This window comes from Pseudacidovorax sp. 1753 (assembly GCF_040544975.1).
Lineage (GTDB): Bacteria > Pseudomonadota > Gammaproteobacteria > Burkholderiales > Burkholderiaceae_C > Xenophilus.
The window spans coordinates 23,830-37,408 of record NZ_JBEPKY010000015.1; the positions used below are offsets into that span (position 1 = coordinate 23,830).

A 13,579-nucleotide genomic window follows, 5' to 3' on the forward strand; every position below is an offset into this window, starting at 1 on the left:
CCTACAATCGGGGGATGTCCTTTCCTGGCCCCCACGCCGAGCCGACGGCGGCCGACTCCCCCCTTCTTGCCAACCTCAACGACGAGCAGCGCGCGGCCGTCACGGTGCCCGAGGGGCATTCGCTCATCCTGGCGGGCGCAGGCTCCGGCAAGACGCGCGTGCTCACCACGCGCATCGCCTGGCTGATCTCCACCGGCCAGGTCTCGCCCGGCGGCGTGCTGGCCGTCACCTTCACCAACAAGGCCGCTAAGGAGATGATGACGCGCCTGACGGCGCTGCTGCCCGTCAATGTGCGCGGCATGTGGATCGGCACCTTCCACGGCCTGTGCAACCGCTTCCTGCGTGCGCACTGGAAGCTGGCCAACCTGCCGCAGAGCTTCCAGATCCTGGATACGCAGGACCAGCTCTCGGCCATCAAGCGGCTGATGAAGCAGTTCAACGTCGACGACGAACGCTTTCCGGCCAAGCAGACGCAGTGGTTCATCGCCGGTGCCAAGGAAGACGGCCTGCGCCCCGGCGACATGCAGGCCCGCGGCGAGGACGACCGCAAGAAGATCGAGCTGTATGCGCTGTACGAAGAGCAGTGCCAGCGCGAAGGTGTGGTCGACTTCGGCGAGCTGATGCTGCGCAGCTACGAGCTGCTGCGCGACAACGATGCCGTCCGCGAGCACTACCAGCGGCGCTTTCGCCACATCCTGATCGACGAGTTCCAGGACACCAACCGCCTGCAGTACGCCTGGATCAAGATGCTGGCCGGCCACACCGATGCGCTGGGCCACTTCACCTCGGGCGGCAACAGCGTGCTGGCCGTGGGCGACGACGACCAGAGCATCTATGCCTTCCGCGGCGCGCGCGTGGGCAACATGAGCGACTTCGTGCGCGAGTTCGACGTGCAGCACCAGATCAAGCTGGAGCGCAACTACCGCAGCTTCAGCAACATCCTGGACTCGGCCAACGCCCTCATCAGCCACAACAAGAAGCGCCTGGGCAAGAACCTGCGCACCGACCAGGGCCCCGGCGAGCCCGTGCGCGTCTACGAGGCATCCAGCGACTTCGCCGAGGCCCAGTGGATGGTCGAGGAGATGCGCCAGCTGGTGCGCGACGATGTCGAACGCAAGGAGATCGCCGTGCTCTACCGCAGCAATGCGCAGAGCCGGGTGATCGAGACGGCGCTGTTCAACGCAGGGATGCCCTACCGCGTGTACGGCGGCCTGCGCTTCTTCGAGCGGGCGGAGATCAAGCATGTGCTGGCCTACCTGCGCCTGCTGGAGAACGCGGACGATGACACGAGCTTTCTGCGGGTCGTGAACTTTCCGCCCCGCGGCATCGGCGCGCGCAGCATCGAGCAATTGCAGGACGCGGCGCGCAGCCGCGGCGTGTCGCTGGCCAAGGGCGTGGAAGGCCTGCCGGGCAAGGCGGGCGCCAACCTGGGCGCCTTCGTGGCCAAGGTCGACGTCATGCGCGAGCAGACGCAGGGCCTGTCGCTCAAGGAGATCGTCGAGGTGGTGCTGGATGCCAGCGGCCTGGTCGAGCACTACAAGGCCGACCGTGAGGGCGAGGACCGGCTGGAGAACCTGGAGGAACTGGTCAATGCCGCCGAGGCCTTCGTCACGCAGGAGGGTTTCGGCCGCGATGCCGTGGCCCTGCCGGTCGACGAACTGCGCCAGAGCGTCGTCAGCCAGGGCCTGGACCCCAACCTGCCGGTCCTGGACGATCCGCTGGCGCCCGACGCCGACACGGGCGAGACGCTGAGCCCGCTGGCCGCCTTCCTCACGCACGCCGCGCTGGAGTCGGGTGACAACCAGGCCCAGGCCGGCCAGGACGCCGTGCAGTTGATGACGGTGCATGCGGCCAAGGGCCTGGAATTCGACTGCGTGTTCATCACCGGCATGGAAGAGGGCCTGTTCCCGCACGAGAACTCGCTGAGCGATTTCGAGGGCCTGGAAGAGGAGCGTCGCCTGATGTACGTGGCCATCACGCGCGCGCGGCGCCGGCTGTACCTCAGCCATTCGCAGACCCGGCTGCTGCACGGCCAGACCCGCTACAACCTGCGCAGCCGCTTCTTCGACGAGTTGCCGGAAGAGGCGCTCAAGTGGCTCACGCCCAAGCAGTCCGGCTTCGGGCAGTTCGGCGGCAGCGGCGCAGGCGGTGGCTCGCGCGGCAGCAGTGGTGGCTTCGGCGGCTTCTCGTCGTCGGGCTACAGCGGTGGCTACGCCAGCAGCAGCCCGGCCCCCGCCACGGTGCCCCAGCGCGCAGCGCCATCGCACGGCCTGCGCACCGGCATGCAGGTCTTCCACAACAAGTTCGGCGAAGGCACGGTGACTGCGCTGGAAGGCAGCGGCGACGACGCCCGCGCCCAGGTCAAGTTCAACCGCCACGGCATCAAGTGGCTGGCGCTGAGCGTGGCCAAGCTCACGCCGGTCGAGTGATGAAGTGCAGGGCGTGCCGCGCCCTCACTCCACGCTGAAGCTGTCCCGGAAGGTGAACCAGGCGGAGGCGAGGAAGGCGGCCGAGAGCAGGAAGGAGCCACCGACCATCACCGCCATGCCCAGCGTGCCCGCGCCACTCACGGCGATCAGCAGCGAGGCGATCAGGCTCATCAGCAGGCTCAACGCCAGCACGACGCCGGCCCAGGCCAGGCCGTACAGCGTCATGGCGCCCATGTTGCGCCAGCAGGCCACCAGGCTGAAGAAGATGCTCTTGACCGGCGTCACGCCATGCCAGTGCACCAGTGCGGGCGCATGCCAGAAGGCCAGCGCCACCGGCACATAGAACAGCAACCGGGCCAGCACGGCGATCTGGAAACCGGTGCTCTGCACCACCTCGGCCTGCGGCGCGCCGTCGTTGCCGAAGGCGCCATCGAAGGGGTCGCCGAAGATCAGCGTGGCCAACCCGCCGGCGGCCAGGGCGCCCAGCGCATACAGCACCCCCAGCACCACCAGCGGCTTGGCCTGCGCGCGCACGGCCTGCAGCGCCTGCAGGAAGATGCCGGCCGAGGCCGCCCGCCCCGCGGCGGGGTCGGCACGGCCGTGGACGGTGCGCTCGCTGGCCACCATCAGGGCCAGCGTGGTGGCCGGGCCCAGGGCCACGGCCAGGGGGCCGCCGATGAGCGGCACCACCGAGAGCATCGCGATCGCCGACATGAACAGCATGAACAGCGAGAAGAAGGCCATCGGCTGGCGACGGAAGGCGCGCAGGCCCTCGCGCATCCACTGGACGCCGGTGCGGGGCGAGACGATTTGGAGTTTCATGAGCAGGAGAAGGGGGCGGCCGGAGCCGGCGCAAGGGGCGCTCAGGCGCCCAGCGTTTCGGCGACGGGTTCGGCCTGCAGGGCCGTCACCTGCGGCGCACGCACCCGTTCGCGCAGCACGCGCTCGAAATGCGTCGGATCGTGCGGCTTCAGCATGCTGGCTTCACGCGGGAGGTGGAAGTCCCACAGGCGCGAGATCCAGAAGCGCAGGGCGCCGGCGCGCAGCATCGCGGGCAGCAGTTCCCGCTCGGCGGCACCCAGCGGCCGGCGGGCCTGGTAGGCATCGAGCAGGGCGCGGCTGCGTGCCGGGTCGGCACGGCCGGTGGGCAGGTCGATGGCCCAGTCGTTCAGGCACACGGCCAGATCGAAGAGCCAGGTGTCGGTGCCGGCGAAGTAGAAGTCGAACACACCCGTGACCACGGGCAGCGTGCCGCCTTTGCCGTCGTGCGCGAACATGGCGTTGTCGCGGAACAGGTCGGCATGCACGGGGCCGCGGGGCAGGGCCGCATAGGCCGAGGACTCGGCCACATGGTTCTGATAGGCCAGTTCGCTGCGCAGCAGGGCGGCCTGGGCGTCATCCACATGCGGCAGCACCACCGGAACGGTCTCGTTCCACCAGGGCAGGCCACGCAGGTTGGGCTGCACCTGCCCATAGTCGCGCCCCGCCAGGTGCAGCTGGGCCAGCAGGTCGCCGAGCGCGCTGCAATGGTCGGCGGTCGGCGCCAGCTCGCTGCGGCCCTGCAGCTTGCGCACCACGGCCGCAGGCTTGCCGGCGATGGTGTGCAGCAGCGGGCAGGCGGTGTCCGGGGCGCCGGCATCGAAGAGCGGGCCGCCCCCGGGACCGACTGCCGCGGGTTCGGGCACCGGCATGCCGCGCTCGGCCAGGTGCTTCATCAGCCCCAGGTAGTACGGAAGTTGTGCCGGCGTCAGGCGCTCGAAGAGCGTCAGCACGTACTCGCCCCGGTCGGTGGTGGCGAAGTAGTTGGTGTTCTCGATGCCCCCCTCGATGCCGCGCAGTTCGGTGAGTTCGCCCAGTCCCAGGCGGCGCATCAGTTCGGCCGCTTCGTCGGCCCGGACTTCGGTGAAGACCGCCACGGGCGGTTCAGAACTTGAGGACGTTCCAGACGCGCTGACCGCCGCTGGAACTGTTGCCGTCGGTCGCGCCGGTGCGCTGGCGCGTGCCGTCCGTCGGCTGGATGTCGTAGGAGGGCAGTGCCGAATCCTTGGGCTGGACGGTGATGCTCTGCGTTACGCCGCCGTAGCGCACCTCGTCGACCTTGGCGCCGCGGTCTTCCACCGTGATGTGCTCGATCTTCTGGTTGCGGCGCCCGTCCAGCGGCTGCGATTCAGCGGCCGGGGCTGCCGAGGCCGACTGGGGCGGCGGGGTCTGGGCATGGCCGAGGGCCGGAAGGAGCGACAGTCCCGCAGCCAGCAGGGCTGCGCGCACGGACGGGGAGGAATGGGCAGGCATGGTCGGGCGATTGTAGGTGCGCCCCCCATGTTCCCGCGGCCTTGCCCCCTGTCGTCGAAGGCTGCCGCAGCCCGTAGGCGCCGACGCACAGCCGCATTCCGGCGGCAGGGGAGAATGGCCCGATGACCGAGAAGAAAACGCTGCTGCTGGTCGATGGCTCCAGCTACCTGTACCGCGCCTTCCATGCCATGCCCGACCTGCGTGCGGTGCCTGGCGACCCCAACAGCCCCGCCACCGGCGCCATCCGGGGCATGATCAACATGATGCAGGCCCTGCGCCGCGAGGTGCGCGCCGACTATGCGGCCTGCGTGTTCGACGCGCCGGGCAAGACCTTCCGCGACGACTGGTACCCCGAGTACAAGGCCCACCGCGCGCCCATGCCCGACGACCTGCGCACGCAAATCCCGCCTATCCACCAGGTGGTGCGGCTGCTGGGCTGGCCGGTGCTGTGCGTGCCTGACGTGGAGGCCGACGACGTCATCGGGACGCTGGCGCGCACGGCCGCCGGCCAGGGCATCGAGGTGATCGTGAGCAGCGGCGACAAGGACCTGTCGCAGCTGGTCGACGAGCACGTCACCATCATCGACACCATGAGCGGCAAGCGCCGCGACGTGGCGGGCGTGACGGCCGAATTCGGCGTGCCGCCCTCGTTGATGGTGGACTACCAGACGCTGGTGGGCGACGCGGTCGACAACGTGCCGGGCGTGGACAAGGTGGGCCCCAAGACCGCCGCCAAGTGGCTCGCGCAGTACGGCTCGCTCGACGGACTGATCGCCCATGCGGCCGAGGTCAAGGGCCAGGCTGGCGAGAACCTGCGCCGCGCGCTCGACTGGCTGCCGCAGGGCCGGCGGCTGGTCACCATCCGCACCGACTGCGACCTGGCCGGCCATGTGGAGGGCCTGCCCGCGCTGGAGGGCATCGCCATCCAGCCGCTGCAGACCGACGCGCTGAGGGACTTCTACGAGCAGTACGGCTTCAAGAGCCTGGCCAAGAGCCTGGAGGCCCACGCCGCCGCGCCCGAGCTGCTGGGCCATGGCGCCGCGCAGCCGGGCGAGGGCGGCACCGGACTGCTCGATGGCACGCTGGCCGCGGCGGCCGAGCGGGCGAGCAACCTGGTCTACGACACGGTGCTCGACTGGCCGGCCTTCGATGCCTGGATGGCCAGGCTGCAGGCGGCAGAGCTGGTCGCCATCGACACCGAGACCAGCTCGCTCGACGAGATGAAGGCCGAGATCGTCGGCATCAGCTTCAGCGTGACGCCTGGCGAGGCGGCCTACGTGCCGCTGGCCCACGACTACCCGGACGCGCCCGAGCAACTGCCGCGCGACGAGGTACTGGCGCGCATGAAGCCCTGGCTGGAGGACGCCAGCCGCCACAAGCTCGGCCAGCACATCAAGTACGACCGCCATGTGTTCGCCAACCATGGCATCGAGGTGCAGGGCTATGTGCACGACACCATGCTGCAGAGCTATGTGCTCGAAGTGCACAAACCCCATGGCCTGGCCAGCCTGGCCGAGCGCCACACCGGCCGCAGCGGCATCGACTACGAGGACCTGTGTGGCAAGGGCGCTCACCAGATCCCCTTCAGCCAGGTGTCCATCGACAAGGCGGCCGAGTATTCGTGTGAGGACAGCGACCAGACGCTGGACGTGCACCGCGTGCTGTGGCCGCAGCTGCAGGCCGACGAGCGGCTGAAGTTCGTCTATGAGCTGGAGATCGCCAGCAGCGAGACGCTCTACCGCATCGAGCGCAATGGCGTGCTGATCGATGCTGGCGCGCTCGCCTCGCAGAGTCACGAACTGGGCCAGCGCATCGTGGCGCTGGAGCAGCAGGCCTACGAGATTGCCGGCCAGCCCTTCAACCTGGGCAGCCCCAAGCAGATCGGCGACATCTTCTTCAACAAGCTGGGCCTGCCGGTGGTCAAGAAGACGCCGAGCGGCGCGCCCAGCACCGACGAGGAGGTGCTGGAGAAGCTGGCCGAGGACTATCCGCTGCCGGCCAAGATCCTGGAGCACCGCGGCCTCTCGAAGCTCAAGAGCACCTACACCGACAAGCTGGCGCAGATGGCGCTGCCGCGCACGGGGCGCGTGCACACGCACTATGCGCAGGCGGTGGCCGTGACCGGACGGCTGTCGAGCAACGACCCCAACCTGCAGAACATCCCGGTGCGCACCACCGAAGGCCGGCGCATCCGCGAGGCCTTCATCGCGCCCGAGGGCCGGGTGATCGCCAGCGCCGACTACTCGCAGATCGAGCTGCGCATCATGGCCCACATCAGCGGCGACGAGGCGCTGCTGCGGGCCTTCAACGAGGGCATCGACGTGCACCGGGCAACGGCCGCCGAGGTCTTCGGCAGTACGCCCGAGCAGGTCAGCAGCGAGCAGCGCCGCTATGCCAAGGTGATCAACTTCGGCCTGATCTACGGCATGAGCAGCTTCGGCCTGGCGCGCAACCTGGGCATCGACAACACCGCAGCCAAGAGCTACATCGACCGCTACTTCGCGCGCTACCCGGGCGTGAAGAACTACATGGACGAGACGCGCGCCAGCGCCAAGGAGAAGGGCTACGTCGAGACCGTGTTCGGCCGGCGCCTGTACCTGCCCGAGATCCGCTCGCCCAACGGCCCGCGGCGCGGCGCCGCCGAGCGTGCGGCCATCAACGCGCCCATGCAGGGCACCGCGGCCGACCTCATCAAGCTGAGCATGAACGCCGTGCAGAAGGCACTGGACGCGCAGGGCCTGGACACGAAGATGATCATGCAGGTGCACGATGAACTGGTGTTCGAGGTGCCCGAGGCCGAAGTCGACTGGGTGCGGGCCGAGGTGCCGCGCATCATGGCCGGCGTGGCCGAGCTCAAGGTGCCTTTGCTGGCCGAGATCGGCTTCGGTCCGAACTGGGAAAAGGCGCATTGATGGGCTTCACCTCCCATGCCGCGTCAATGCTCCGGGCGGCCGCCAGAGGCGGCGGCTCTTCGGGCGCGTCCAAGCCCGCGCAGGCAAGCTGGGAGCCGCGGCCCTCAGCCCCTCTCTGCCGCCTTCGGCTTGGAGGGGGGCGCACCCCGAGGCCTGGCAAAGCCAGTTCCTCGGGTGCCCTGGCATGGCCTGCTCCGCGGCCGTCTGAAGGTCGCCTTGGCTTCAACGTCGAACGACTCAATTAAATAGTCCCCAGACTCCATGCAACCTACGCTCCGCTCCCTCATCCTCGCCCTGGCACTGACGGTTGCCGTCGCGCCCGCCTTCGCCCAGCGCGACGCGCGCATCGAGACGCTGGCCCAGCAGCAGAAGCAACCACTGCTCGACACGCTTTCGCAGCTGGTCGCCATCGAATCCGGCAGCCGCGATCTCGACGGCCTGGACCGCATGGCGGCGCTGGTGGCCGGACGCCTGCGGGCGCTGGGCGGGCAGGTGTCGGTGATCGAGCCGGGCAGCGCGGAGTCGCCCGAGGTCTACCGCATGGGCGATACGCCCGAGCGTATCGGCAAGATGGTGCGCGCCACCTTCGAGGGCACGGGCAAGGCGCGCATCATGCTCATCGCGCACATGGACACGGTCTACACCATCGGCATGGGCGCGCGCCAGCCCTTCCGCGTCGAAGGCGACAAGGCCTACGGCCTGGGCATCGCCGACGACAAGCAGGGCGTCGCGGTGATCCTGCATACGCTGGCCATGCTCAAGGAGTTGGGCTTCAAGGACTACGGCCGCATCACGGTGCTCATCAACGGCGACGAGGAGATCAGCTCGCCCGGCTCGCGCGCCCTGATCAGCAAGCTGGGTGCTGAGCACGATGTGGTGATGTCGCACGAAGGTGCCTATGCCAACGACGACAAGCTGTCGCTCGCCACCGCCGGCATCGGCGCCGTCACGCTCAAGGTGCAGGGCAAGGCCTCGCATGCCGGCTCGGCCCCCGAAAAGGGCGTCAATGCCTTCTACGAAATGGCCCACCAGGTGCTGCAGATGCGTGACCTGTCGGACCCGTCCACGGGTCTCAAGATGAACTGGACGGTGGGGCAGGCCGGCAACAACCGCAACGTGATCCCGGCGGCGGCCCAGGCCATGGCCGATGTGCGCGTGATCAAGGTGGCCGACTACGACCGTCTGGAGCGCGCCATCCGGGAGCGGGTGACGACGCAGCTGATCCCCGAGGCCAAGGTCGAGGCCGTGTTCGAGCGCCGCCGCCCGCCGCTGGAGGCCAATGCCGCCGCGCTGGCGCTGGCCAGGCATGCACAGGGCATCTACGGCGAACTTGGCCGCACGCTGGGCGCCGATGACAGGGTGGCCGGCGGCGGCACCGACGCGGCCTTCGCGGGCCTGTCGGGCAAGGCGGCCGTGGTCGAGCGCTTCGGCCTTCAGGGGTACGGCGCGCACTCGGCCGATGCCGAGTACGTGCTGATCGACTCCATCGCGCCGCGGCTGTACCTGGCCACTCGGCTGATCATGGACGTGTCGGCGGGCAAGGTGCCGGCGCGCTGAGCCGCCTGCGGCGGGCGTGTCGACTGATCCGCCCGGCGCTTCCCACCGTACTGTGGAGCTGGGCTCGCAGGGCCCTGCGCGGCCAGCCCTGCACCCCGCAGGGCTTTGCGAGCGCAGCGCCGCGCGCTGCCTAGACTCCGACACCCCCTACAGCCAAGGAAGACACCGCATGCTGAAAGACGACATCCAGCGCGATTTCGATTCCCTGCGGCCCGGCCGCGCCGAAGCCGAAGGCGCCACCCGCCGCACCGCCCTCAAGGCAGCACTTGGCGTGGGCTATGCCGCCGCCACGCTGCCCATCGCTGCGCAGACGGCCATCCGCACACCGGCCGACGGGCTGCGGGCCGGGCCGGTCAAGTTCACCGTCGCCGGTTTCGACGTGCCGGCCTATGCCGCGGCGCCGGAAGGCCGCACGGGCCTGCCGGTGGTGTTGGTGGTGCAGGAGATATTCGGCGTGCACGAGTACATCGCCGACACCTGCCGCCGCTTCGCCAAGCTGGGCTACCTGGCCATCGCGCCGGAGCTGTATGCGCGCCAGGGCGATCCGCGTGGCTACACCGACATCCCCAAGCTGATGGCCGAGGTGGTCTCCAAGGTGCCTGACGCGCAGGTCATGGCCGATCTGGACGGCGCGCTGGCCTGGGCCGGCGCCAACGGCGGGGACACCAGCCGGGCCGGCATCACCGGCTTCTGCTGGGGCGGCCGGATCACCTGGCTTTATGCGGCCACCGGACGGGTCAAGGCCGGCGTCGCCTGGTACGGGCGTCTGGTGGGGCAGGCCTCGACGCTCACGCCGAAGCACCCTGTCGAGATTGCGGCCGAACTCAAGGCGCCGGTGCTGGGCCTCTATGGCGGCAAGGACCAGGGCATCCCGCTGGACACGGTCGAGCAGATGAAGACCGCGCTGGCCGCTGGCTCGCCTGCGGCCAAGGCCTCGCAGTTCGTCGTCTATCCGGAGGCGGGCCATGCCTTCCATGCGGACTACCGGCCCAGCTATGTGCAGAGTGCCGCCGAGGACGGCTGGAAGCGCGCCACGGCCTGGTTCAAAGCCAACGGCGTGGCCTGAGTGCCACGCGGGGCCGGGCCGCCGACAATGGCGCCCGCCCGCTGTCCTGACCCTCCCGCACGGGCCGCCTTCGGGCGGCCTTTTTTCGTCATCCCTCCCGTTCGTCCGACCCCCGATGAAGCTGCTCCAGATCCTGCTCGCCACCCTCGTCACCGGCATCGGCAGCGTCTGGATCGCCGGCATGCTGCTGCGCCTGGGCGTGCGCGGACGGCCGCAGGACGCAGGCCATGGGCCGCAGCATCTGCTGAGCCTGGCCGCGGGCGCCTTGCTGGCGACGGCCTTCATGCACCTGCTGCCGGAGGCCTTCGAGAGCGGGCTGGAACCCTCGGTGCTGTTCGCCGTGCTGCTGGGCGGGCTGGTGCTCTTCTTCCTGCTCGACAAGGCCGAGCTTTGGCATCACGGGCATGAACACCACCACGGACCTGCGCCCGACGCCCATGCGCACGCCGCGGCGCATGGACACGACCATCCGGGGCATCGGCGTCTTCATGCCCATCCCGTCGACAGCGCGGGCCACGCCCACGACCGCGCCCATGCGCATGCGCATGCACCGCGGGTCGGCGGCTGGGCCGTGCTGGCCGGCGACAGCGTGCACTGCTTCGGCGACGGCGTGCTCATCGCCTCGGCCTTCATGGCCGACACGCGGCTCGGCCTGCTGGCCGCGCTGTCGGTGCTGGCCCATGAAGTGCCGCACCATGTGGGTGACCTGGTGGTGATGCGACAGACCTCGCCGGATGCCCGCGCCGCGCTGATCAAGGTGTCCCTGGCGGGCACGGTGACCGCGCTGGGCGGCGTCCTGGGCTGGTGGCTGGTCGAGCGGTTGCACGGCTGGCTGCCGTACTTCCTGGTGCTGGCGTCCAGCAGCTTCGCGTACGTGGCACTGGCCGATCTCATCCCGCAACTGCAGCGCAGGCTGGCCGCACGCCAGACAGTGCTTCAGGTGTTGTGGCTGCTGGCGGGCATCGTGCTGGTGACGGGGGTCAGCCGCCTGTCCCATGGCGATGAGCATGGGCATGGGCACGATGAGGGAGTGGCGCCGCCCGTGAGCGCTGCGCGCCCGCACACGCACTGAGGCAGTGTTCCTGCGAGCGCAGGCCGCCCGCGCCCGCGCCATGCTGGCCCTGATGCGCGGCGGGCGCCGTGGTCAGGACGGCGGCTGCTCGCCCGGGCGCGGCGGCCGGCCCGGCCCAGGCGGCCCGTCCCGCCGTTCGCCGCCGTGCCCCGGCTGGGCCTCGCGGGCGCGCTGCTGCGCCTGCTGCTGTTGCTGAAGCATCTGCTCCTGCATCCGCTGCTGTGCTTCCCGCTGCTGTTGCCCGGCGCGCTCCTGCATCTGTTGCTGCTGCTGGCGTATCTGCTCCTGCGCCTGCTGCTGTTGGCGCCGGGCCTGCTCCTGCGCCTGTTGCTGCTGCTGGCGGACCTGCTCCTGGGCCTGCTGTTGCTGGCGGCGTGCCTGCTCCTGGGCTTGCTGCTGCTGTTGCCGCGCTTGCTCCTGACGCTGCTCCTGTTGCCGGCGCATCTGGTCCTGGGCCTGCTGCTGCACCTGCTCCTGCTGTCGACGTGCCTGCTCCTGCATCTGTCGCTGCTGGTCGCGCATCTGCCCTTGCTGGCGGTCGCGTTCCGCCTGCGCCCGCCGCTGGTCCTGCTGGGCGCGGGCCTGCCGCTGCTGTTCTTCGGCGGCCTGCTGCTGGCGGCGGGCCTGGTCCTGCTGCTGACGCTGCTGCATTTCCTGCTGGCGGCGTGCCATGTCTGCCTGCTGCCGTTGCGCCTCCTGCTGCTGGCGCTGTTGTTCCAGCTGGGCCTGGCGCATGCGGTCCTGCTGTTCGCGGCTTTGTGCCTGCGCCGCCTGCTGCCGCATCTGCATGTCCCGCTGCTGGTCGGCGAGCTGACGCTGCTGCTGGGCCTGCTGCCGCTGCATGTCGGCCACGCGCCGTTGCTCGTCGGCCTGACGTTGCGCCATGTCGCGCATCTGCTGGTCGCGCTGCATCTGCTGCTGCATCAGGTGCGTCTGCCGCTGCTGCTCCTGGCTCTGGCGTGCGGCCTGCTCGGCCAACTCCCGCTGTTGCTGTTGCTGGACAGCCAGCATGCGTGGATCCGGACCGCCGGGGGGCGGGCCGCCCCACGGCCGAGGCGGGGGGCCGTAGCCCGGCGCGGGCTGGGGCATGTAGATGTTGTTGTTGTAGACCACGGCCGGCCGCTGCCAGTTGGGGGGAGGCCGGTCGCGTCCCCAGCCGCCGGGCGGCGGGGGCGGTGGCGGGCTGCCCCAGCGCAGGTCCCAGTTGCGCCAGCCCCAGTCGTGCCGCTGCAGTGCCGAGCTGACGATGACACCGGCGCCGAAGGCCAGGGCGCCCACGACCACGGGCTGCACCGGCACGGGTTCGGCCACCTGCAGGGGCGGCGTGTAGCTGTAGCCGCTGTAATAGGGCACAGGCGCGCCGTACACGACCTGCGGGTCATAGCGCGGCACATAGACCACGTCGGGCTGGGCGGGCTCGATGGTGATGTAGGTCGGCGGCGGCTCCACCACCACCGGGGTGGACTGCACCACCACCCCCGGCTGCACCGCGACGGGTTGCGCCGGTGGCGCGCTGCTCTGCACCACCTTCAACTGCGAACTGCTCTTGAGTTCCCCGGCGCTGCGAGCGCGCTGGCGCATGACCTGGATGGCGTTCATCACGTCCGTCGGGTCGTTGTAGTAGGCCTGGCCCAGGGCCGTGGTCCACGCGACGTTGCCGGCCATCTGGTCCAGCACGCGCCGGAATGCGGTCAGCCCCTTCACGCTCGGATCCCAGGGCTGCTGGTTGGCGGCATCGGCCAGCGGGCCTGCCTTGAGTTGCTGGTTCTGCATCAGCCACTGGTGGGCGGCGGTCACCTGGTCGGGATAGGTAGAGGCGGCCAGTACCTGGGCCACCAGCTTGTCCGGGTACAGCGCGATGGGCGCCACCAGCCGATACAACTCATTGGCCGAAGGTGGCGTGTAGGCCGCAGGAACCGGCGCGGCGGCTGTGACGGCCTGGGCTGCGGGGGCCGGGGCCGGAACGGGTGCCTGGGCTTCGGGCGACGGTGACGTCTGGTTGCAGGCGCCGAGCGCCAGGGCCAGCGTCAGGGCCACCCAGAGCGGGCGGGGGGTAGCGGCCGGGCGCGATGGCTGCGGCGCGGCGGCAATGAATGGCAAAGTGGGCATGGTTGGAAGTCCCCATCGGTCGGAAGGACGAGAAGTCCTGCCGGTTCCTGGTCAACGGCGCCGCGTCTGTCGCGGTGCACCCGCGGCGCCTCGGCTGTGTGACCAGTGGTGTCGACGAGTTTCCGGTGCTGGCAGGCGGCCG

At 69.9% G+C, this 13,579-nt stretch carries 9 protein-coding genes; 5 read left to right on the plus strand and 4 right to left on the minus strand.

Annotated features, from left to right (window positions below; all coding sequences use genetic code 11):
* Nucleotides 1-14 precede the first annotated feature (14 nt).
* Nucleotides 15-2,429 (plus strand): UvrD-helicase domain-containing protein, encoded by a 2,415-nt coding sequence (locus tag ABIC63_RS19020; RefSeq protein ID WP_354320954.1) that lies wholly within the window; start codon nucleotides 15-17, stop codon nucleotides 2,427-2,429.
* Between the two features lie 24 nt (nucleotides 2,430-2,453).
* On the opposite strand, the gene ABIC63_RS19025 is transcribed toward ABIC63_RS19020, so the two are convergent.
* From ABIC63_RS19025 to ABIC63_RS19035, 3 genes are read right to left on the minus strand one after another with little or no spacing between them, the layout of a single operon-like run.
* The gene (locus tag ABIC63_RS19025) at nucleotides 2,454-3,251 is read right to left on the minus strand and encodes a BPSS1780 family membrane protein (protein ID WP_354320955.1); all 798 of its coding nucleotides are present in this window, start codon (nucleotides 3,249-3,251) and stop codon (nucleotides 2,454-2,456) included.
* A gap of 41 nt (nucleotides 3,252-3,292) precedes the next feature.
* Nucleotides 3,293-4,345: a homoserine kinase gene (locus tag ABIC63_RS19030; protein WP_354320956.1), complete on the minus strand. Its 1,053-nt coding sequence runs from the start codon at nucleotides 4,343-4,345 to the stop codon at nucleotides 3,293-3,295.
* Nucleotides 4,346-4,352: 7 nt separating this feature from the next.
* The gene (locus tag ABIC63_RS19035; protein WP_234193825.1) at nucleotides 4,353-4,721 is read right to left on the minus strand and encodes a hypothetical protein; all 369 of its coding nucleotides are present in this window, start codon (nucleotides 4,719-4,721) and stop codon (nucleotides 4,353-4,355) included.
* 122 nt (nucleotides 4,722-4,843) lie between these two features.
* On the opposite strand from ABIC63_RS19035, the gene polA reads away from it, so the two are divergent.
* From polA to ABIC63_RS19055, 4 genes are all read left to right on the plus strand, one after another.
* Nucleotides 4,844-7,633: a DNA polymerase I gene (polA, locus tag ABIC63_RS19040; RefSeq protein WP_354320957.1), complete on the plus strand. Its 2,790-nt coding sequence runs from the start codon at nucleotides 4,844-4,846 to the stop codon at nucleotides 7,631-7,633.
* 261 nt (nucleotides 7,634-7,894) lie between these two features.
* Complete coding sequence (locus tag ABIC63_RS19045; RefSeq protein ID WP_354320958.1) at nucleotides 7,895-9,190, plus strand: M20/M25/M40 family metallo-hydrolase; 1,296 nt, start codon at nucleotides 7,895-7,897, stop codon at nucleotides 9,188-9,190.
* 169 nt (nucleotides 9,191-9,359) lie between these two features.
* Nucleotides 9,360-10,256 (plus strand): dienelactone hydrolase family protein, encoded by an 897-nt coding sequence (locus ABIC63_RS19050; protein ID WP_294373050.1) that lies wholly within the window; start codon nucleotides 9,360-9,362, stop codon nucleotides 10,254-10,256.
* A gap of 115 nt (nucleotides 10,257-10,371) precedes the next feature.
* A complete protein-coding gene (locus ABIC63_RS19055) occupies nucleotides 10,372-11,328 on the plus strand; it encodes a ZIP family metal transporter (RefSeq protein ID WP_354320959.1) in 957 nt (318 codons plus the stop codon).
* A gap of 72 nt (nucleotides 11,329-11,400) precedes the next feature.
* On the opposite strand, the gene ABIC63_RS19060 is transcribed toward ABIC63_RS19055, so the two are convergent.
* Nucleotides 11,401-13,437, minus strand: a complete 2,037-nt coding sequence (locus ABIC63_RS19060; RefSeq protein WP_354320960.1) for a DUF3300 domain-containing protein — start codon at nucleotides 13,435-13,437, stop codon at nucleotides 11,401-11,403.
* Nucleotides 13,438-13,579 lie beyond the last annotated feature (142 nt).